The organism is Methylotenera oryzisoli (genome assembly GCF_004661485.1).
Lineage (GTDB): Bacteria > Pseudomonadota > Gammaproteobacteria > Burkholderiales > Methylophilaceae > Methylotenera > Methylotenera oryzisoli.
In genome coordinates this window covers 37319-57762 of sequence record NZ_PQVH01000005.1, presented here as the reverse complement: position 1 = coordinate 57762, position 20444 = coordinate 37319, and the positions used below count along the sequence as shown (strand labels likewise).

At 45.0% G+C, this 20444-nt stretch carries 16 protein-coding genes and 1 pseudogene; 7 read left to right on the top strand and 10 right to left on the bottom strand.

What is annotated here, in order from left to right:
• Positions 1 to 114: 114 nt before the first annotated feature.
• The 3 genes from C3Y98_RS02595 (at position 115) to C3Y98_RS02585 (ending at position 3280) form a co-directional block, all read left to right on the top strand.
• Positions 115 to 2250 (top strand): heavy metal translocating P-type ATPase, encoded by a 2136-nt coding sequence (locus tag C3Y98_RS02595; RefSeq protein ID WP_245234296.1) that lies wholly within the window; start codon positions 115 to 117, stop codon positions 2248 to 2250.
• A gap of 45 nt (positions 2251 to 2295) precedes the next feature.
• Entirely contained in the window at positions 2296 to 2778 is a 483-nt protein-coding gene (locus C3Y98_RS02590) for a hypothetical protein (protein WP_019898842.1), read from the top strand.
• 118 nt (positions 2779 to 2896) lie between these two features.
• Positions 2897 to 3280, top strand: a complete 384-nt coding sequence (locus tag C3Y98_RS02585) for a DUF302 domain-containing protein (RefSeq protein ID WP_135276567.1) — start codon at positions 2897 to 2899, stop codon at positions 3278 to 3280.
• A 3-nt stretch (positions 3281 to 3283) separates the two neighbouring features.
• Here the strand turns inward: C3Y98_RS02585 and C3Y98_RS02580 are convergent, their stop codons facing one another.
• The 4 genes and pseudogenes from C3Y98_RS02580 to C3Y98_RS12870 all read right to left on the bottom strand — a co-directional run bounded on the left by C3Y98_RS02580 (position 3284) and on the right by C3Y98_RS12870 (position 6968).
• On the bottom strand, positions 3284 to 3697 hold the full coding sequence (locus C3Y98_RS02580) for a DUF2703 domain-containing protein (RefSeq protein WP_019898838.1): 414 nt from the start codon (positions 3695 to 3697) through the stop codon (positions 3284 to 3286).
• Between the two features lie 816 nt (positions 3698 to 4513).
• A pseudogene (locus C3Y98_RS02575) lies at positions 4514 to 4719 on the bottom strand (Tn3 family transposase); the annotation flags it as partial.
• A gap of 43 nt (positions 4720 to 4762) precedes the next feature.
• Positions 4763 to 6709, bottom strand: coding sequence for a cytochrome c/FTR1 family iron permease (locus C3Y98_RS02570; protein ID WP_209308730.1), 1947 nt, complete (start codon positions 6707 to 6709; stop codon positions 4763 to 4765).
• Positions 6710 to 6851: 142 nt separating this feature from the next.
• Complete coding sequence (locus C3Y98_RS12870) at positions 6852 to 6968, bottom strand: signal peptidase II (RefSeq protein WP_135276711.1); 117 nt, start codon at positions 6966 to 6968, stop codon at positions 6852 to 6854.
• 78 nt (positions 6969 to 7046) lie between these two features.
• Here C3Y98_RS12870 and C3Y98_RS02560 point away from each other — a divergent pair, with 78 nt between their 5' ends.
• On the top strand, positions 7047 to 9335 hold the full coding sequence (locus tag C3Y98_RS02560; protein ID WP_135276566.1) for a TonB-dependent receptor: 2289 nt from the start codon (positions 7047 to 7049) through the stop codon (positions 9333 to 9335).
• 709 nt (positions 9336 to 10044) lie between these two features.
• Here C3Y98_RS02560 and pqqA read toward each other — a convergent pair.
• Positions 10045 to 10116, bottom strand: a complete 72-nt coding sequence (pqqA, locus tag C3Y98_RS12925; RefSeq protein ID WP_425339459.1) for a pyrroloquinoline quinone precursor peptide PqqA — start codon at positions 10114 to 10116, stop codon at positions 10045 to 10047.
• 326 nt (positions 10117 to 10442) lie between these two features.
• On the opposite strand from pqqA, the gene C3Y98_RS02550 reads away from it, so the two are divergent.
• Both C3Y98_RS02550 and C3Y98_RS02545 read left to right on the top strand, forming a co-directional pair.
• Positions 10443 to 10901, top strand: a complete 459-nt coding sequence (locus tag C3Y98_RS02550; protein ID WP_135276565.1) for a YybH family protein — start codon at positions 10443 to 10445, stop codon at positions 10899 to 10901.
• Between the two features lie 384 nt (positions 10902 to 11285).
• Positions 11286 to 13151 carry a diguanylate cyclase gene (locus C3Y98_RS02545; RefSeq protein WP_135276564.1) on the top strand — a complete coding sequence of 622 codons (1866 nt, stop codon included), beginning with the start codon at positions 11286 to 11288 and terminating at the stop codon, positions 13149 to 13151.
• A gap of 66 nt (positions 13152 to 13217) precedes the next feature.
• On the opposite strand, the gene C3Y98_RS02540 is transcribed toward C3Y98_RS02545, so the two are convergent.
• A complete protein-coding gene (locus C3Y98_RS02540; RefSeq protein ID WP_036302135.1) occupies positions 13218 to 14210 on the bottom strand; it encodes a hypothetical protein in 993 nt (330 codons plus the stop codon).
• Positions 14211 to 14302: 92 nt separating this feature from the next.
• On the opposite strand from C3Y98_RS02540, the gene C3Y98_RS02535 reads away from it, so the two are divergent.
• The gene (locus C3Y98_RS02535) at positions 14303 to 15889 is read left to right on the top strand and encodes an autotransporter domain-containing protein (RefSeq protein WP_135276563.1); all 1587 of its coding nucleotides are present in this window, start codon (positions 14303 to 14305) and stop codon (positions 15887 to 15889) included.
• Here the strand turns inward: C3Y98_RS02535 and C3Y98_RS12865 are convergent.
• The 4 genes from C3Y98_RS12865 to C3Y98_RS02520 all read right to left on the bottom strand — a co-directional run bounded on the left by C3Y98_RS12865 (position 15878) and on the right by C3Y98_RS02520 (position 20219).
• A complete protein-coding gene (locus C3Y98_RS12865) occupies positions 15878 to 16003 on the bottom strand; it encodes a hypothetical protein (RefSeq protein ID WP_280818740.1) in 126 nt (41 codons plus the stop codon). The two genes, C3Y98_RS02535 and C3Y98_RS12865, sit on opposite strands and share 12 nt — an antisense overlap.
• Positions 16004 to 16133: 130 nt before the next feature.
• Positions 16134 to 17537 carry a multicopper oxidase family protein gene (locus tag C3Y98_RS02530; RefSeq protein WP_135276562.1) on the bottom strand — a complete coding sequence of 468 codons (1404 nt, stop codon included), beginning with the start codon at positions 17535 to 17537 and terminating at the stop codon, positions 16134 to 16136.
• Positions 17538 to 17539: 2 nt separating this feature from the next.
• On the bottom strand, positions 17540 to 18919 hold the full coding sequence (locus C3Y98_RS02525) for a TolC family protein (protein ID WP_135276561.1): 1380 nt from the start codon (positions 18917 to 18919) through the stop codon (positions 17540 to 17542).
• Complete coding sequence (locus C3Y98_RS02520; RefSeq protein WP_135276560.1) at positions 18909 to 20219, bottom strand: DUF2231 domain-containing protein; 1311 nt, start codon at positions 20217 to 20219, stop codon at positions 18909 to 18911. Before C3Y98_RS02520 ends, C3Y98_RS02525 begins: the two co-directional genes overlap by 11 nt.
• Positions 20220 to 20444 lie beyond the last annotated feature (225 nt).

Genomic DNA, 20444 nt, shown 5'->3' with positions numbered 1-20444 from the left:
TCACTTGACTCTATAGCCGCTGCAGGGTAGCTTAAATATTTCTCTACAAATGATAAGACTGATATGAAAGTTTGCGATTCCAATACGTGTGATTGTGCGACTGACTCATCTTCAATGATGGTCGGACCTGATCATGGGGCAGGCAAGACTGTTTTTCGTATTGACGACATGGATTGCCCGACCGAAGAAAATCTCATCAGAGCCAAGCTGACGGGGATGATCGGTGTAGCCGCGCTGGATTTCAATCTGATACAGCGGCGCCTCACCGTTACACACTCACCGGAAGTTTTGGATAACATCGTTACGGCGTTACAAGCCATCGGTTTCGAAGCGAAGATTGAATCGGGCAATGCAACCGCTGTAACCCCACAGATTGAACCAGTTTCCAAGACCAACTGGTGGCCATTGGCATTTTCAGGGGTCGCGGCTACGTTATCTGAAGTCGTGGGCTGGATTGCCGGCGTGCAAGAGTGGGCGATCATTGCGCTCGCTTTGTTGGCGATTTTGTCCGGTGGTCTGCCGACCTACAAGAAAGGCTGGGTCGCGCTCAAAAACGGCAATCTGAACATAAACGCCCTGATGTCGATTGCGGTAACCGGCGCGGTTGCTATCGGACACTGGCCAGAGGCGGCCATGGTGACGTTTCTCTTTGCGCTGGCGGAACTGATTGAAGCCAAGTCCCTCGACCGTGCGCGTAACGCTATACGCGGGTTGATGGAACTTGCTCCGGAAACCGCGACAGTTCGTCAGCAAGATGGCAATTGGTTGGACATGGCTGCCAAGGAAGTGCCGCTTGGAGCGGTGGTACGCCTGCGTCCTGGAGAGCGGATAGCGCTTGACGGCATTGTGACCAGCGGCCGGTCGGCGGTAAATCAGGCCCCAATCACCGGTGAAAGCATGCCCGTGGACAAGGCTGAGGGGGATGTCGTCTTCGCAGGTACCATCAACGAAACCGGCTCATTCGAATACCGTGTAACAGCAGAAGCGAGCCATTCCACACTGTCCCGCATCATCCATGCCGTAGAATCGGCTCAGGGTAGCCGTGCCCCCACTCAACGTTTTGTCGACCAGTTTGCCAAAATCTACACGCCATCCATATTTGCCATCGCACTGCTGGTCGCTATCCTGCCGCCTTTGCTCAATGGGGGATCATGGCTCGACTGGATCTACAAGGCCTTGGTGCTGCTCGTCATCGCCTGCCCGTGTGCATTGGTGATTTCAACGCCGGTCACCATTGTCAGCGGGCTGGCTGCGGCTGCGCGCAAAGGCATATTGATCAAAGGCGGTGTCTATCTTGAGGAAGGACATCAATTAACGACTCTCGCACTCGACAAGACCGGCACCATTACCCACGGGAAGCCTGCCCAGACCGACTTTATCGCACTAACTGGTGATGACGTCACTCAGATTCACACCCTGGCGGCAAGTCTGGCGGCACGCTCCGATCATCCGGTTTCATTAGCCATTGCTCGTGCAGCTAATGAGTCGGGGATTGTGTTGCTTGATGTTGCTGACTTTGCCGCCATTCTAGGACGTGGGGTGAAGGGCAGTATTGATGGTCATACTTACCAACTCGGCAACCATCAACTGATTGAAGATCTGGGCTTGTGTTCCGCAGACATCGAGGCCAAGCTCATGCCGTTGGAGCGCCAGGGTAAAACGGCTGTGCTATTGGCGAATCAGACTGGGGTGCTCGGTATTTTCGCGGTTGCCGATACTGTGCGGGATACCAGTCGTCAAGCCATTGCAGAACTGCATTCTCTCGGGGTAAAAACCCTGATGCTGACTGGCGACAACGCGCACACTGCCGAAGCCATTGCAAGCGAGGTCGGCATTGATGAAGCGAGAGGGAACCAGCTGCCGGAGAACAAGCTCACAACCATTGAGCAACTCCTGAAAGACGGAAACGGCGGCAAGATCGGCATGGTAGGCGACGGCATCAACGATGCGCCTGCCTTGGCACGCGCCGACATAGGCTTTGCCATGGGGGCCGCCGGTACCGATACCGCCATTGAGACCGCCGATGTGGCGTTGATGGATGACGACCTGCGCAAGATTCCAGCTTTCGTGCGCTTGTCTCGGGATACAGCTGCGATACTGAAACAGAACATCGCACTCGCACTCGGCATCAAGCTGGTATTTTTTATGCTTACTTTCGTAGGAATGACGACTATGTGGATGGCTGTATTCGCCGACATGGGTGCCAGTTTGTTGGTTGTAGCAAACGGACTCCGGTTGTTACGGAGATAGGGAAGTCATTCCCCTTTGTTTTATACCGATTAAAGGAGATTCAGAATGAAACGGACTGCTTTGATAGCACTATTGGTTACAGCCATTTTTTCGGCTACCCCGGCAATGGCTGAAAAAACGACACCCCAAAACGGTGCGCAAATTCAGCAAAATGCACCTAATGTGGCTGAGTTCGACAAGCAAATGAAGCAGATTCAGGAAAACATGAAGAAGATGCAGCAAGAGATGGACAAAATTCATCAGACCCAGGATCCGCAGAAGCGGCAGAAACTGCTCAAGGAGCACTGGTCGACCATGCAGAACAACATGCATATGATGGAAGGCATGTGGGGACCTGATGGCTGTATGGGAATGGGACACGACATGATGATGGGATGGGACGACATGGACGACTATTATTCCAACCTCACCCCCGAGCAAATGAAGCAGCGCCAGTACATGATGGATCATTACATGCCCATGCAGCAGATGATGATGGATCATATGATGCAGCATCAGCATGAAATGTGGGGACAACCCTCAAGATAATTAAGGCTGCGCCACACAGGGAGGCACACTAAACATGCCCGATCGATTTGCAATTGGGGATATTTAGTGTGCCTGCTGAAACCATTTAACCAAACAGTCTTGGACAATAGGAGTTTTCATGTACTACATCGTTGAAACAGATAAAACCTTCGAACAAGCGGCTACAGACCTTGAATCTGCAGTGAAGCGTCACGCTTTCGGCGTGCTGCATGTTCACGACTTGGGTAACGCTCTGCGTAGCAAGGGGATTGCCTTTGGGGAGGAATGCAAAGTGTTCGAGGTTTGCAACCCGGTACAGGCATCAAAAGTGTTATCTACCGACATGCGCCTGAATATGGCACTGCCCTGCCGTATCTCGGTATTTACCGAGAAAGGCAAGACCAAGATCGGTCTGATTAGACCGGCGGATATGATTTCGGCGCTATCGCAAGATGCAGGGCTGGTTCAAGTCGCCAAGGAAGTTGAAGCGACCACCATTCAAATGGTTGACGAGGCAAAATGAACATTAACGCGCCGGCGCATCAGGGGTGGGATCTAACAACTCAGCAGAAGCGACCAAGGCAGCTTTGAGAAAGAGCTTCTCGGGAATGGCCTCGAACGCAGTTCCCTCTACCTCTATCGTTCGACACTCTGATTCACCACAAACAGAACAACAACGACTGCTGCCGACCCTTGCACCAAGCCATTCTTCCATGGGCCTGCCCGCGATCCAAATGCGGTTGGATTCAGAGGGGTTGGCTTTGAATGATTCTTCGTCTATCTCTCTGGTCTCAAGGGTTGGCTCAATACCCAAGGGGCGAAGTGCCTCCTGGAGTTTACTGATGGCTTGCTGCATTTCCAGATTGGTGGCGTTGCAGCGATCGCACGTCCTTCCTTTCGAGCTCACTAGTCTCTGCCAAATTATCGGTAATGATTTCATAGCAATGATCCTTTCAAATCAGGATAAATATACATTAAGTGAAATGAAGCTTAGTTGCCTGCTTGCCCGATAGTAATTTTCATTTCTTTACCATCAACTTCGCAAGTTCCTCTTTGGGCTGGCACTGTACGTTTGCAGTAAAGACAAGGACTAGTAGCAGTGCGATTTGTCGGACAAAGCGGTTGATGGCTGTCTGTGCGTGTTGATGCTGACAGTCAGCCGCTAAGCTGACGGTCAACTAAAGAATCCAACCGGTTGAACTCACAGCTGGTTGCAGACATTGAAGTGCTAAACCTGCGCGTCCACTATGTACCGCTATTCCACTGAATCCGCATAGTGGACATTCACAAAAGTTGAATTCTTACATAATTTATTTTCATGGTGAAGTTCTTCCCCGTCGAATTTCATTTTTATTAAAGCCTCAAGATACGGCGAGCGCCAATCAGAATGAGGAGAGTAATGATAGTTCCAATGATCAAGTCAGGACATGCAGAACCTGTCCTGGCGACCAGGATGCCTGCTGCAATCACTCCTAGATTCGCAATCACATCGTTAGCCGAGAAAATTTAGCTGGCTTTCAAGTGGTCACCGTAGTGCTTTTTCTGGGCAATCAGCATCAACGAGGTGGCATTCACAATTAAGGCCAAGGAGCTAATGCTTATCATTAACGTCGAGCACGGCTTGCTGCTGACGAAGTAGCTGCGTCCTACTTCTGCGAGCGTTATCAGCCCCAGCGAACCTGCAGCCATCCAGCAAGGTGTGCGACGCGTATCTTGATATGGAGAGCTCGCTCAACCGCATAGAGTGCCAAGCACGCTAAGCTGATTGCCACGGCCGTTGCGGTCTGAACTTGCCCGCGCCGATCTTGGCACTGCCGTGCCACAGCTAATCGCCGGTCAGATTGATTTGCTCCCAGTTGACGGCGACAGGTATTACAACAATGCGTCTTCTACTGGATGCTCGTTGCCGCTTATCTCATGCGCCGCCCGCTACAGATAGACCGTGTTCCACAACACGATGCCGCCGTCTGTATAGCTTAATTTGGCATTTTATTACTAATGTGGCTCAGCTTTGCTGTATTGTCATTTGACGAGACGAACGCAAATTAATTCTGAAGGCCACTACAACGGTGAGTAACACGGCGACCTGCGCCAAGAGAGTCTCCCATGACGGATGGATGCCCAGCAGGTCAATGCGAGGAATCGCAACCGGACTGGTATGCAACAGTCCGGCCTCTTGCAGCCCTGCAATACCTTTGCCAGCCAAAATCACCGCGAGCACTACCACTAGCAAGGAACTTGCCGCAAAAAACTGCCCAATCGGCAGTCGCGCACTGGTGCGCAGCAATACGAGTGCAATCAGCGCCAAAAGCGCCATTCCTGTTCCCAAGCCAGCGAGCAGTGGCCAGCCATTACCCTCAGTCCAGAGGGCGGTATAGAACAGTACCGTCTCGAACACCTCGCGGTACATCGCAACGAAAGCCAACGAGAACAGGAACCACGCCGTGCGTTTATTGAGTGCCGTGGACAGTTTTTCCTTGAGGTAAACCTGCCAACGACCCGCAACGCTCTTTTGGTGCATCCACATGCCGACACCGAGCAGTACCACAGCAGCGAAGATCGACGAGAAGCCCTCTGTTAATTCCCGGCTCGCTCCGCTGACGTCGACCAAGTAGGTCGCCACGAACCAAGTGGCGCCGCCGGCCGCCAGTGCGGCCACCCAACCAGCATGTACATAAACCACCACATCCTTGCGCTCGGCCTTCTTGAGAAAGGCCAGCATGGCCACAACCACCAGCAGAGCTTCCAAGCCCTCACGTAGCAAGATGGTTAGCGCCCCAACGAAGGCCGCCACAGCATCGTTTTCCGAAGGTGCGAGTACATTGTCTGCCTCACCAAGATAACCTTGCAACCGCTGTTGTGCGGCCTGCACGTCGGCAGGCGTACCGTTTGCCAGCAATGCCCGATAGGACACCATCGCGGCTTCGATTTTTTCGAACAGCTGACGGTTGCGAGTGGCGAGTGCCGGTTCGACCGGGTCGAAACCATCAAGATAGGCGGACAAGGCCAGCTTAGTTGCTGCCGCACGATCCCCGCCTTGCAATGCAGCCACGCTCTCGGCAAGCTTAGCCTTGGCAATCGCTGTACCTTTGGGTTTGTTCGCGTCCAGCGCAGTTGGATTGGTGCGCAGGTATGCAATCAACGCTTTGGCCGACGGTTCATCTAGCCTGTCTGCTAAGACATGCTCAGAGATTTGCGTCAGTGCATCCAGATTGACGACCGTCTGACTAGCCTTTGCATTCGCTTGCCAGAGCTTGGCCCCTTCCGCCTTGTCGCTTTCTGCATAAGACAGCGTACCGACAAAGAAAGCCAACGCCCAACGATCCTTGTCCGACAGTGAGTCGAAACCCTGCATCGCGGTTCCTTGGACACCATTGCTGATGACCTGATGCAGTGCGAACAGGCTGCGTTCACGCGCCCGCAGGTGATCGGTTAACGCGGTCGGTTTTGGATTCAGGGAGGCTGCCAAGGAGCCGTCGCCGCGCCCTTGCGGGCCGTGACATGCCGCGCATTGCGTCTGAAACAACTGAGCGCCCCGTGCCAAGTCCGGCATGGCGACTGGAGCCACTGGGAATGGATACGTCTTTTGCACGGCACTGGACAGTGCATGCGCCAATCGTGCCACGATGACCGGATCGGCTTTATTCGCCACCGCACCGCGCAGTTCGGCGGCCTGTTTTAACAAGGCGTCCTTGCCAGTCTGGCCCGGCAGCTCGCGCAACTGACGCTCGGCCGCGTTAGCGAACTCCGACATTTCGGTGTATTCGGAAGCTTTAAGTACCGCACCATTAGCTATCGCACCGCCGTAATCAACGGCCACGTAGTCCAAGAGCTGCCAAATTTGCTTGGCTTTGGTTTCGGTGGTATCGGCGGCGTGTGCTGGTCCGCCGATAAATGTATAAGTCGCCAGCAGCATTGCCATTAACCAGCGATCAAGTATTCGATAAAACATGTGAAATTCCTGAACAATATTACTACGAATGATTATAATTCTCAATTGAATTTGAGTCCACAGTCTTTCTTTGGTTCAACCTTTTCACAATTAGCAGAACCGCCCCAGACATGATCGCCATATCGGCGAGATTGAAGGTAAGTCAGTGTGCATGCAGTCGATGGAAGTCCAGAAAATCCACAACTTGCCCGCGCACCACCCGATTCGCAACGTTCCCGAGTGCGCAACCGAGGGTTTGGTTATTACCTTTAGATTTAATATATCACAAAAATTACAATTGCGAACGATTCTCATTTGTATTATTATTTCCATACTAAAATTATCTATGGAGTTACAAATGCAATTTATTACCCCCCCTGCTTCCCATAAGACAAAATTTGGCTATCAATTTAAAGTTTCCAAATTAAAATTTGCAATTAATACAGCTTTAATTAGCACAAGCGTTATGTTGATGACAAATACAACTAACGCTTTTGCAGAAACCAACAAAAGCGCTGAAATTACTCTTAAAGAAATTGATGTCGTAGCTCCTGCATTGAGTGACACTAAACCAGTAAAAGGCTACAACGCTAAACGCAGTATAACTGCTACCAAAACCGATACTGAATTACGTGACGTACCACAAGCTATTTCCGTTGTGACGCAAGATCAAATTCAAGATCAATCCGTTCAAAGCATATCGGAAGCTATTCGCTATGTGCCTGGCGTCACCGCAATACAAGGTGAAGGTAACCGTGATGCAATTGTTTTTCGAGGCAATGCGACTACCGGCGATTTCTTTGTGGATGGCACACGTGATGATGTACAAACTTATCGTGACTTATACAACATTGACCGAATTGAGATATTAAAGGGGCCGAGTGGTATGATATTTGGCCGAGGCGGCGCGGGTGGGGTAGTGAATCGGGTATCTAAGGAAGCTGGTTGGGATCCAATCAGTCAAATCACTGCCAGTTACGGAGCTTATGACCAAAAACGCATTTCAGCAGATTTTGGCCGAGCTATTAATGATGAAATTGCGTTCAGAATCAATACTGTTTATGAAAACTCTGGATCGTACCGCGATGGTGTTGATCTTGAGCGGTATGGCGTCACCCCTACGGTAACCGTTAGACCAGATGATAAAACCAAAATAACGCTAGGCATGGAATACTTTAAAGACAAACGTGTAACAGATCGCGGCATACCTTCTGCCAACGGTGCCGGCAACAGCGTAAACAATAGAAGACCATACAATATAAGTGACCATTCAGCGTTTTATGGTAGTTCAGATTTAAGCCCTACAGAAACTGAAACAGTTGCCTTTAATGCATTGTTTGAACATGCTTTTAATAATGGTATTGATGTAAAAAACCGCACCCGTTACGCACACTATAATAAATTTTATCAAAACGTATTTGCCGATAGTGCTGTTTCAAATAACGGCAACTTTACAGTGCGTGGTTACCTGGATACTACAGAGCGCGAGAATTTAATCAATCAAACCGATCTAACTTATACTGCTAAATGGGGCTCAATTGAACACAAACTACTAGCTGGTTTGGAGTTAAGTACACAAGAAACCAATAACGATAGATTGGCAGGATTTTTTAATAACAACTTTACTACAAGCGGAACACAGGTTACGTTGAACGCAAACGACACGACACAAATCGGAAATATGCCAGTGAGCTTTAGGCCCAATTTGGTGAATAGCAATAATGCATTCCGCGATAATAAATCTACGATGGATGTAGTTGGCTTGTATTTACAAGATCAAATTGTTTTATCTCCGAAATGGCAAGCTATTATAGGATTAAGACACGACAGTATTAAAACTGACTTTGATGGTGTAAGAAGGCTTGGTACGGGTACGACTGTTTCTGAAAGCTTCAAGGTCACAGATAACTTGTTATCACCTCGTGCAGGTCTGATTTATAAACCATTTGAGCCGGTCTCATTATACGCAAATTACAGTTTGTCATATGTACCGCGCGCAGGAGAACAACTTACCTCGCTTACCGTAACCAATCAATCATTTGATCCGGAAAAGTTCATTAACTATGAAGTGGGTGCAAAATGGGACGTAAACTCAGACTTGGCATTAACTGCTGCAATTTATAAATTAGAGCGTCAAAATGTTCAAATTCAAGACCCCAATAACTCAACTTTACAAGTTTTGGTAGATGGTCAAGAAACAAAAGGTGTGGAGTTGGGACTTTCAGGAAATATCACTAATAAATGGAGTGTATTCGGTGGTTACGCTTATCAAGATGGTGAAATCACCAAGCAACAAGGTTCAGGTACAGGTGCAATACTAAAGGGTTCAGAATTGGGTCAAACACCTAAACATACCTTCTCGCTATGGAATCGTTATGACTTCAATGAAGTTTGGGGTGCAGCTATCGGCGTGGTCAGCCGTTCAGATATGTACGCCCAATCTCCAACTGCTACACAAAGCACTACTTTAGCAGGATATACACGGTTAGATGCGGCTATTTTTGCGAAATTTAACAAAAATACACGCTTGCAAGTGAACTTGGAAAACCTGACTAACAAAGAATATGCGCTTTATGCACATAACAACAATAACATCACGCCAGGTTCACCAATCACAGGCCGTGCTACTTTAATTTACGACTTTTAAATATCTTTTTTAAGCATTATTAAATGCCATAAACAATGATAATTTAAGCGATGTTAACGATAAAGCTCATACGTAAGTGTATGAGCTTTTTTTATTATTGCTGGTTGGAGTGTAGTAAGTCCAAAGATAGGATATAGGTTTTGCAATCGGCAAGGTTTATCATCCAGAAATAACTCCTAGCACAAATCAACTCGGAAACACTTATACGTATGTTACGCAGATTCCAGTGTGTTGCATCGACCGGTTGAATTCAAGGCTGATCACAGTCGGTTAGCTTCTATAGTTGACCGTCAGCTTTGCGGATTTAGTTGTCATAGGTTTTAATGAGACAAACCCTACTTCATAGTGTCTACCGTATCTTGGCCGATCCAGCATCAATTATCTTAAATTTATCAATGTATTTGAAGACTCAAGATTAAGTTTGAATGCTTGTAAACGACTTTAATGGAAATTCGACAAAGATATTTTTGTTGAAGGATGAAGTTGTAAACGACTTTAATGTCGAAGAACATTTTGTTCTGTGACAGAGGGTGTAAATAATTTTGCTTTTCCAGACTCTTCCATATAGTTAAATCATTGAGTGAGTCGTTGGGAATTTATTCAGTGAATTATTTCATTCAGTTTTCAGAAATCTTAACTTACTTTATTGAGCGCCTTGAATGAAAAACCCTAGCTTAAAGCTGGGTTCTGTCGTATCAAGAACAAGGAATTACTTGTTCATTAGGTACATTGTTACTTCAAAGCCCAAACGCATTTCTACAGCTACTTGTGTTTTCCATATAAAAATCTCCTAAGGTTTTTTCAATCACAGTTTAAATTTAGCGATTTTTTAATGCGTGCTATCAAAACATTAATAACAGCTAAGTAATGGCAAGAGATATATTGCTTCAAATCCTTAGAAAAACTTATACATAAGTTTAAAGATTAAATTTGCATTTAGTTAGCCAGCTAACTATAATGAGCCTAACTAGAGTTTGGCTCATCTTCTTATTTCAGTTGATGCCTGCTGAATTCTGTTATTAATGATGCTTGGACAAATTAGCTGCAAGCGACATGAAAAATTATTTATTTCATGGTTTTTTACACTTCAATTAAGGATTACCCCATATGAAATCACTGTTTAAAAACACACTCGCGATAATAACTTTTAGCCTTGTAACAACAAGTATTGCATTTGCTGAAGAAATGACCGCCCAAACAACTGTAGAGGCATTAAACAATACATGGAATAAAGCCTTTAATAATTCAGATGCTAGTTCACTTGCTAGTTTATATGCAGAAAATGCTGTACTTTCACCAGGCAACGGCAAAGTTCTGACTGGACGTGCAGAGATTCAGAATTTATTTAAAAGTTTTTTTGAAGCAGGTTTGAAGAATCATAAATTGGAAATAGTCACCGTTGATGGTGATGATAAAACGCTTTATCAGGTCGCAAAGTGGAGCGCTAGTGGTCCTGAAAAGGATGGCGTAACAGCCACTTACAGCGGCATCACGACTAGTGTTTTTAAGAAAGATGCAAACGGTAAGTGGATAGCTCGCACTCACATTTGGAACGCTGGCAATTAAACTCCTCAAGAGACTAGTGCTGCATTCTGCAAAATGATAAACCCGACCATCTTTGATCGGGTTTAACCTGTCTGTTAATATAAGTTGTAAAGTATTAGAGGGTGTCCACTCTTCCTAAAAGTCCACAAAGTATGAATTTCGATAATCCTCTTCGCAGATTTAAAAAATGGCATATCTACTGGACTAATTAGCCTGCCTTAGGATTATAAAAATGATACTAATTTTTTGCCTAATCTAAATTTAGGTTGGTATACTGAAGTAGCAACACACTTATCGGTCGCCTTAAAAATAGTCGCCGATACTAAAGAAGTCTCAACCCCGCCTCGTTTTGTTTTCCATAAGCGTTTTTACAAACGAGATGGAAAGAAACGATAACTTCTGAGAATGAAAGTGGCGAAAGTGAATGGCTCTGTCAAAAACTTAAGTCTTCAAATCTGCACTTGCATCTCACTGGCGCTAATGCTCTCATTGATTGGAGCTAAGATTGTTTATGCGCTTTCTCCAGACAGCCAGACCAGTGCTCAAGTACAAAAAACTCCCCAGCAGAAACAAATACAAACCAACACGCTGATTGTTGGTAGTGAGCAAGATTTCCCGCCATTTGCCACTGGCATGACTGATGAAACCGCTGGTGGCTTTACCGTAGAGCTATGGAAGGCAGTCGCAACAGAGGCGGGTCTAAACTACCATATACGCGTATTGCCTTTCACTGAACTTCTTCAGGAGTTTAAAACAGGCAAAATAGATGTATTGATTAACCTCAACATCACAGATGAGGCTCAAGCTTATGCAGACTTCTCTGTTCCACATGCCATTTTTAAAGGCGGAATATTTGTTCGAAAGAATGAATCAAGTGTTAATTCAGAGTCTGACCTTAATGGTAAATCTATCATCATGATTAAGGATGATGTAGAGACATCGTACGCGAGATCAAGGGGATGGGATAAACAATTAGTATTGGTTAATAATGCGGAAGAAGGAATGCGTTTGTTAGCCTCTGGCAAGCATGACGCCATGTTAGTCAACAAAGTTGTTGGCTTGCAATCATTAGCCAGCAATGGGATTACCAATATTAAAGCTTTAAAAGTGAATGCGGGATTTACGCAAAAGTTTGCATTTGCTGTACATGACGGTGAGTCTGATTTGTTGAGCAAAATTAACGAAGCATTTGCCATCACTAAAGCCAACAAAACCTACGATAGCATTTATGAAAAGTGGTTTGGTATTTACACAGAAAAAGAGATTGGTCTACGTGACTTACTCAAGTACATTATTCCCATTGTTTTATTATTTACCAGCGTCTTAGCTTATTCTTTGTTTCTGCGTAGGACAGAACGCAAACAAACTGAGTTATTGCTGAGAAGCCGTCAACAGCAACTTAATTATGTGCTCGAGGCTAGCGGTCTTGGTTTCTGGGATTGGCATATCCCCTCAGGGGAAGTAGAGCGCAATCATATCTGGGCAGAGATGCTTGGATACACTTACGAGGAGATTAAGCAGACCATAAACCAGTGGTCAGATTTTGTACATCCTGATGATGTACCAATCGCTTGGAAGTCTATTAACGACGCGATCGAAGGGCGCACCTCAGTACATGAATTGGTATATAGAATGCGCACTAAGCGCGGTGACTACAAATGGATATTAGATCGTGCAAAAGTTGTAGAGCGTGACGCAGAAGGCAAAGCCGTTCGAATGATTGGCTCGCACAGGGATTACACCGAACGTAAAAATCTTGAATTAGAACTTACCAGACAAGCGCATTTAGACTACCTCACTGGCTTGTCTAATCGCAGACACTTTATGGAGCAAGCTGAAATAGAGTTGTCACGTGCCATTCGTTACAACACACAGCTTTCTGTTTTGATGTTAGATATTGATTTCTTTAAGAACGTCAACGACACGTATGGCCATCAAGTGGGTGACGCCGTTCTGCAAGCGCTAAGTAAAGTCTGTCAAGAGACATTACGTCAAGTGGATATAGCGGGCCGCATCGGTGGTGAAGAGTTTGCCATCCTTTTGCCAGAAGCCGAGGTTAAAGAAGCGCTAGAAGTGGCTGAGCGTTTGCGCGAAACTGTCGCCAAAACAAAAGTGGATATACCCGTTGGTTTGCCTATACAGTTTACAGTTTCTATTGGTGTTGCTGCGGTTAATAATAAAAACGTCAATATCGACACGCTACTTAATCAAGCAGACAAAGCCTTGTATAAGGCCAAGGAAACAGGACGCAATAAAGTTTGTGTTGACTAAGTATAGGTTGATATCTGGCGACAGTCAGCTTTGCGGATAAAGCCCCCAATTAAGTTGGCTACTTATTCATTCATTTAGAAGTTTCAGTTGGTTTAATGCAATAGACTCAAGTTCTTTTGCTACCTTGTTGTTAGATAACCTACATTCACTGGCAAAGTTTGAATAGGCTTTACGGTTATGTTCAATTAAACCATCAAATATTTGATTTGCTACCAAGAATGAAACATTAAATCGCTGTATTCCATCCGTGAATATTTTCCTAGGCGTTTGTTTATTCTTTTTGTTAACGAGCTCAATAAAATCTATCTGGATTCCAGACTTTGTCTTAACCATCCTTGGTATCACAACACCATCTACAATCTCAACCATTGCGTCAAATCTAGAAATATTAATCAAACCTACGTTGGGCACTTCTATTTTGACATCACAGGATAAAACCGTACTTGACTCTGAGTTGAAATGATAAATTCTAAAGAAGTGTAATGCATCAAAACTCCCATGGTAACAGGCCAAAGCCTCATCCTTAAAAGTACCCTCGAACTTAACGCCATCATCAGCAATATATTGCTTACCATCAGCTGAATGATTAATGAGCTCGATGATAGGCATAAGTTTCGACTCATTCCCAATTCGAATCTGTCGACTAGCAAGGTACTCTTTTAAGTAGTCTTTAACGCTTTTTTTATCAAAATCTTCGTCATGCCAACCAAAAAGCAATAGAAACTGTTTAATTTTCTTTGGTAGTTTTGTCAGCTCATTATGATATTCGCTCAATTCATTGATGCCGACATTACTCCATCCAAAGAACTGTTGATAGCTTTCATAAAAATCAACCCATGCAGGCTCTAATTCAAGCTTAGGCTTAATTCTAATGTGATTGTCACGGTCTAAAACTAACCAGCTTGGAGATGCTAGTAGCTTGCTTGGGATTTTGATTTTGATAGGTTTATTTGGGTTTATTGGAAATATTCCCCTTCCATAGCGACCATGGCGCAATTCGATATTGTCAGCAACGCCGCCTAATGCCCTAAATTTATCAAGAATCTCTGTAAACTGCATATTTATTGGGCCATTTATTTAAGTATCATCTTTGCCTATATAATAAACCAAATAACAATCGCGACTAATTAAAGCATTACTAACAAACTAGTATGAAAAATCAATCTGCCTTGATCTTAGTTTCTCAACAAAACGGTATTAGCTTTACCTCAATGGTTAAGCCAGAAAAGAATATATTCATTAAAAGTATGACTAAGCTAGGCTTAGTTTTGATAATGTTTATGCTTTCTCCTGCTGCACTTGCTATGCAAATTTTCGTTAAAACGCTTACTGGGAAAACTATCACGCTTGAGGTCGAGAATAGTGATTCTATTGAAAGCCTTAAAGCTAAGATTCAAGATAAAGAAGGTATTTCACCAGACCAGCAGCGATTGCTTTTTGCAGGTAAAGAGCTTGAAGATGGTAGGACACTTTCCGATTACAACATCCAAAAAGAAAGTACACTACAATTACTGTTGCGTACACAAGCAACCACATCAATCGATGTGGCAACGCAAAATCAACAGGCCATGCAATCCTATGTTGTGCAGCGTTTCACTGCAAGCCAAATCAACAACATTACCGACCACTTTCAGCGACTTCATCAAAACTTTAATGTTAAGAACAACAGTTTTTCTTTTAGTAGCTCCAATCCAGTTGTTGGCTCGCTGACATCATTGTTGGGTGGCCACGTCTCGACTGAGACTTCACAAGTCAAATTTCTACCTAAAGAATCTATAGGAAAGCCTATCATCCTTGCAGGAAATACGAATGAAAACACTCAGCCGCCACAAACTATGTCCGATGCTGATAATTCAATGTTGACAGAAACGAATAATTTACTCTCATTCAATCAGCGAGTCTTTGATAATCTGCCAATAGGCATATGGGCGACTGGAAGTTTGGACTATGGTGCTATTGATAGACAAGGTGCTAATAATAAATTTTCTAGTCAAGGAATAACATTGGGTATTGATTACCAATTAGCGAATAGTCTGATTGTTGGTGGTGCACTTGGTTATGGTTTTGATAAGACAGATATTGATGATTTTGGAAGTGAAACAAGATCTCATCAAACTACTGGTAGCATTTACGGAAGCTATCAAGTAGCTTCTGATTGGTATATTGATGGTGTGCTAGGCTATGGCAAGACATCATTTGATAACAGACGTTGGTCTGTGACAGATAGTCTGCACTTATCTGGAAATCGTGACGGACATGTGACATTTGGAAGCCTTGGATTAAGTAGCATCATTCAAGTACAACGAGTCAGTTTGCAACCCTATATAAGAACTGATGTTACGTCTACTCGGCTGGATAAGTACTCAGAAACTGGCTCAACTAATGCTTTAACATATGATGATAGTAAAATCACCTCTAAAGCTGTATTAACTGGCTTAAATGCATTTTACGATATCAAGTTAGCGTCAGCTACGCTTACGCCTTCAATCAAAATTCAATATTCACGCAACTTTGGTGGGGATATTACTCAGAATATGTACGTTTCCAATTTAGGTGCGAGTAGTCAAAATTACAATCTTGCTACTAATGCCAATCCGAATGATTTTGGTTCTTTAGGTCTTGGTCTTAGATACAAAGCCCAAAAAAACATCATTGTTGATTTGGCATTCGCAACATCTTCTGGTTCGAATTCTTATCATACCAACAACTTTAGGCTTGATGTTAATTTAGGTTTTTAAGTAGTTAATGAGGGCTGTTATGCTTATGGTGTTAATCTCCGCCCAACGCTCATCGTTCATGGCATCGCCAAAGAGGTCGATTGCATCAACCATTAATTGATACCAAGTACGCATGGAAGTCACTTAAATACCACAACTATAGTAAAAACACCAAGGCATCGAAAGATACCTTGGTGTTGTCGTTGCTTGTTATTGAGTCCGTTATCACTACATTCTTTAGCAATGATTGACAGAGCATTAAACCTTAATGCCCAACATGGCCGTTAGGCTTTCTGACGGTCATTTCAACTCCTTCTTCTTTAGTTGACGGCATAGCTCTACTGACTGGCGGCAAATCATTTTCTACTTCATGAGCCACAGTACCCTTTGGATGCTTGTAAAACCCAGGGTCTTTGTAGTCATTGCGTGCCAAACCCTCACGTACTTTGACTGTAGTAAACATGCCACCCATTTCAATGGCTCCAAATTGGTCTTTGCCAGCCATCATGGGTAGCGTGTTTACAGGTAGAGGCATCTCCATCATCTCTGCCATGTCTGTCATTTCAGACATGCCTGTTTCGCCCATCGGCATATAGTCTGGAACCAAATCACCAATTTTTTTAATGAGATCGTTCTGTTTTACACCTATTAAAGTGGGTACATTGTGCCCCATTGCATTCATGGTGTGATGGCTCTTATGACAATGCAAAGCCCAGTCGCCAGGCTCATTTGCAATAAACTCCACTGCACGCATTTGCCCGACAGCCACATCGGTGGTTACTTCCGGCCAGCGGGCGGATGCTGGAACCCAGCCACCATCAGTGCCAGTGACTTCAAATTCATGTCCATGCAGATGTATCGGGTGATTGGTCATTGTGAGGTTGCCAACGCGAATCCGTACACGATCATTTTTACGAACCACAATTGGATCAATTCCTGGAAATGCGCGGCTGTTCCAAGTCCACAAATTAAAATCTAACATCGTGTTCACTTTAGGCGTATAGCTACCCGGGTCGATATCATAGGCATTCAGTAAAAAGATAAAATCGCGATCTACTGGCATAAATTTGGGGTTCTTTGGATGTGTTACCCAACTCCCCATCATGCCCATCGCCATCTGTAACATTTCATCGGCATGTGGGTGATACATAAATGTGCCAGGTCGCTTTGCCTCAAACTCATACATAAAAGTTTTGCCTGGTTCAATCGGTGGCTGGCTTAGGCCGCTTACTCCATCCATGCCATTTGGTAGCCGTTGCCCGTGCCAGTGAACGCTAGTTTTTTCAGGTAGGCGGTTGGTGACATAAATTCTCACCCTGTCTCCCTCAACCACTTCAATGGTTGGACCTGGACTTTGTCCGTTATAGCCCCACAAATTGGCCTTCATACCCGGTGCGATTTCACGGACCACAGATTCAGCGACCAAGTGAAACTCCTTAACGCCTTTATTCATGCGCCAAGGTAGACTCCAGCCATTCAGCGTAACAACTGGGTTATAGGGTCTTCCAGTATTGGGATGTAGCGGTGCTTGGGTGTTTGCAGCCTCAGCTGACACAATTTCTGGAATGGCCGCCATCGCTACTTTACTAACTGAGGATGCAGCAAGACCTGCCAGCCCAAGTCCTGCCAATTTAAAGAAACCGCGTCGATTTAGATTTGGTAAATTCATTATTATTGTCCTTCCATAGGGTTAGAGCCAATTAGCGTCATTTGTAATGAGCTATCGGCCAACCAAAATTCACGTAATGCTTCAATATAGTTTTTAACACTAGCAACCTGCGCTCTTGCATCACCAAATAGTTCAAACGGACTGGTGAGCATGCCGTTGTAACGAAGTTGGTTTTCACTCAAGATTTTTTTGCGTATCGGTACTATTTCATCACGCAAATGCTTGGTGACATCGTAGTTGGTACGGTAGGTGTTATATGCCTCTCTGATTTCGGATTGTGCGTTGATAGCCACTTGTGCAGTCTCATTGACCGCTTGCATATAAATAGCTTCTGCCTTGGCTACGCGTGCAGTGCCCCAATCAAATAATGGGATTTCAAACCCAATCTCCAAGCCTTTTTTGTATGGATCATTCCTTCTGCCTTCAAGTACTCGTGCTGGACCTATTTCAAGCACATTGATAAAGCGTGTGGTTTTAGTAAGGCCTAATTGCTTAGCAAGAGCTTCTGTTTGCAAGCGAGTGGCTTGTAAGTCCAGACGATTTTCAAAGGCAGCTTTTTCAAATGGTTGTAGATCCTCAACAGCTTTGGGAAGATCAGGCAGCCGTTCAAGTAAGGTCATCTGATCAGCAGATACGCTCAATAGCCTAGATAGTGCTTCATATGCCCGCACTTGCTTATTTCGGGCATTGGCATAATCTAGCGCTGCATCTGCATAGAAGCTCTGCTCTCTGGCTTGTTCCAGCTTATTCCAGTTGCCGGCCTTATACATGCGCCTAGCCAGCTCAGCACTAGCCTCAGCACTTTCTTTTACTTGTTCGCTATAACGAGCTAGCTCCCTAGCTGCCACTGCATTAAAGTAAGCAAGACGAGTATGGTTAGCCAGCTTAAGCACTGCGAGTGCGGTCTCTTTTTGTACCTGCTCAAAACGACGCTTTTCGATTTCTACCGCTTTAGGCATGGTAATCAAAGAGAAGATGTTGAAAGTGAATGCCTGTTCTATCTTGTATTCGCCATTGTTCTTGGCGTACAACATAGAAAATCGCGGGTTAGGCAAACGACCGGCTTGTACAAGATCAGCTTCCGAGATACCCAATTCATAGAAAGACGCCTGCAATCGCTTGTTGTTGAGCAAGGCGATTTGTACGGCAGATTCAACATCAAGTTTGTGCTCAAGCAACGCGTTAACTTTATCATTAATTTTGCTTTGCTCTTCTTTCGTCTTAGGCCAAGCGATTTCCTGTTTGATATGTTGCTGCGTGGTCTGCTGCACATTAGCAAAACCACCATCTTTAGAAAATGTAGCACACCCACCCAGTAGTAAGCTGGCACTCACCAAAACAGTGATTTTTCTATATTGCATAGGGAATTGATTAATGTTCATGAACCTCTCCTTGTGTAGCTTCATGTTGGTGAGTGCTGTGTTCCTCTAGCTTTGTGGCTTCATGAGCGTGCTCAGTTTCATTCGCACTATTATGCTGATGGTTATGCCCAGCGCCTTCAGCGGACGGAAGTGACAGCACACCAATGCCATGACGATATACGATTTCCCCGCCCAACCATGCAGTGGTTGCGATTGCACTGGATAATACAAACAGGAGCGCCAATACTGGTAAAGACATGACTTGATTTGCACGTGTTTTCCAAGCATCCCAGCCTGCAAGCACTACCAACCCTAAAGCTGCTGGAATAGCCCATTTTCTATGTAATAGCATGGCTGCATGTCCAGCATCGTCGTGATTCATGCCTGAGTTAAATGCCAGCCAACCAAATACAGCTGCAACAACAGCACTCAACGCCGCTAACCATAAAGTGAAGTGACCTGCAGCAGCCAACAAAGGAACAGCACTATGCTTACGAAGCATGTGTGCACCCAAGCCAAACAATAATGAAATCAGTGTTAATGCAATTGGAAAATGCACAACGGCAGGATGCATATTCGGGATAATGCTGAAGCCTGTGCTGGCCGGCTGAGCTGTTGCAGCTGATGTTTCTGGAGTTTTATCCATACTCGGCATAGGCTCGGTCATATCATGGTCTTGCATACCGTTTTCAGAGCCATGAGCATGTGGAGCCGCTTCTGGGTCATTGGGCTCAGTCTTATTGCTTGGCTGAGCCATATTTGCCATTTGACTGTGATCCATTTTCCCCATGGAACTATCACTTGCCCCATGCTGATGTTCCATGGAGGTCATTTTGGAGTGATCCATTGTGGAGCCTGATTTTGTGCTAGGACTGGGTATAGATTTTTCGCTTGGCATCTCATGGTTCATATGCTGATGGCTCATATTTGCCATGTCATGATCCATTTTGTTGTTTGGAGCACTATTCACTTGCGCGTCATTGTGCGCCATTTTGCTATGGTCCATGCCACTGTGATCCATAGTTGGCTCAGCACTCCCCATTTCACCAGACTGCATATCGTGCTGCATGCCTTGCATCTGATGCCCAGCGTGCCCGCTACCACCTGAAGATTGGTTGATAGACTTCCAATCAGTTAAGGTATCTTTGCTAATAGCACGATAGCCTTCGAACGCTGATTGATAAGGAGCGTCACTTGACGTAGTTGCACTATCTTCGAGTGCAAAGGCTGTGGTCGTACCAAATACCAACAGTGTGAGTAGGCCCAATAAATATGGGCGGATAATCGCGGACAATTGCCGCTTGGGAAATATGTAATTCATAGAAACCTCTCATTAAGTTTTTCCAAATTAACTAACTCGGAAAAAATCATTCTTTGCAAATTAAATGCTTAAGAATGCTTGTGAATGCACGAATAGAGACAAATACAATCTGCCTCTATCCGACAAAACAATTTAAGTAAGAGTGAATCGTGGAGGTCGTTCTAGACCAGAGGGAATAAAGCCAGTGAAAAGAAGCGTGTTGTAACTAAATCTAGCTTCGCCAGC

Coding starts and splice junctions, on each gene's coding strand:
- C3Y98_RS02595 (WP_245234296.1), top strand. CDS start 115: ATGATGGTCGGACCTGATCATGGGGCAGGCAAGACTGTTTTTCGTATT.
- C3Y98_RS02590 (WP_019898842.1), top strand. CDS start 2,296: ATGAAACGGACTGCTTTGATAGCACTATTGGTTACAGCCATTTTTTCG.
- C3Y98_RS02585 (WP_135276567.1), top strand. CDS start 2,897: ATGTACTACATCGTTGAAACAGATAAAACCTTCGAACAAGCGGCTACA.
- C3Y98_RS02580 (WP_019898838.1), bottom strand. CDS start 3,697: ATGAAATCATTACCGATAATTTGGCAGAGACTAGTGAGCTCGAAAGGA.
- C3Y98_RS02570 (WP_209308730.1), bottom strand. CDS start 6,709: ATGTTTTATCGAATACTTGATCGCTGGTTAATGGCAATGCTGCTGGCG.
- C3Y98_RS02560 (WP_135276566.1), top strand. CDS start 7,047: ATGCAATTTATTACCCCCCCTGCTTCCCATAAGACAAAATTTGGCTAT.
- C3Y98_RS02550 (WP_135276565.1), top strand. CDS start 10,443: ATGAAATCACTGTTTAAAAACACACTCGCGATAATAACTTTTAGCCTT.
- C3Y98_RS02545 (WP_135276564.1), top strand. CDS start 11,286: ATGAAAGTGGCGAAAGTGAATGGCTCTGTCAAAAACTTAAGTCTTCAA.
- C3Y98_RS02540 (WP_036302135.1), bottom strand. CDS start 14,210: ATGCAGTTTACAGAGATTCTTGATAAATTTAGGGCATTAGGCGGCGTT.
- C3Y98_RS02535 (WP_135276563.1), top strand. CDS start 14,303: ATGAAAAATCAATCTGCCTTGATCTTAGTTTCTCAACAAAACGGTATT.
- C3Y98_RS12865 (WP_280818740.1), bottom strand. CDS start 16,003: ATGCGTACTTGGTATCAATTAATGGTTGATGCAATCGACCTCTTTGGC.
- C3Y98_RS02530 (WP_135276562.1), bottom strand. CDS start 17,537: ATGAATTTACCAAATCTAAATCGACGCGGTTTCTTTAAATTGGCAGGA.
- C3Y98_RS02525 (WP_135276561.1), bottom strand. CDS start 18,919: ATGAACATTAATCAATTCCCTATGCAATATAGAAAAATCACTGTTTTG.
- C3Y98_RS02520 (WP_135276560.1), bottom strand. CDS start 20,219: ATGAATTACATATTTCCCAAGCGGCAATTGTCCGCGATTATCCGCCCA.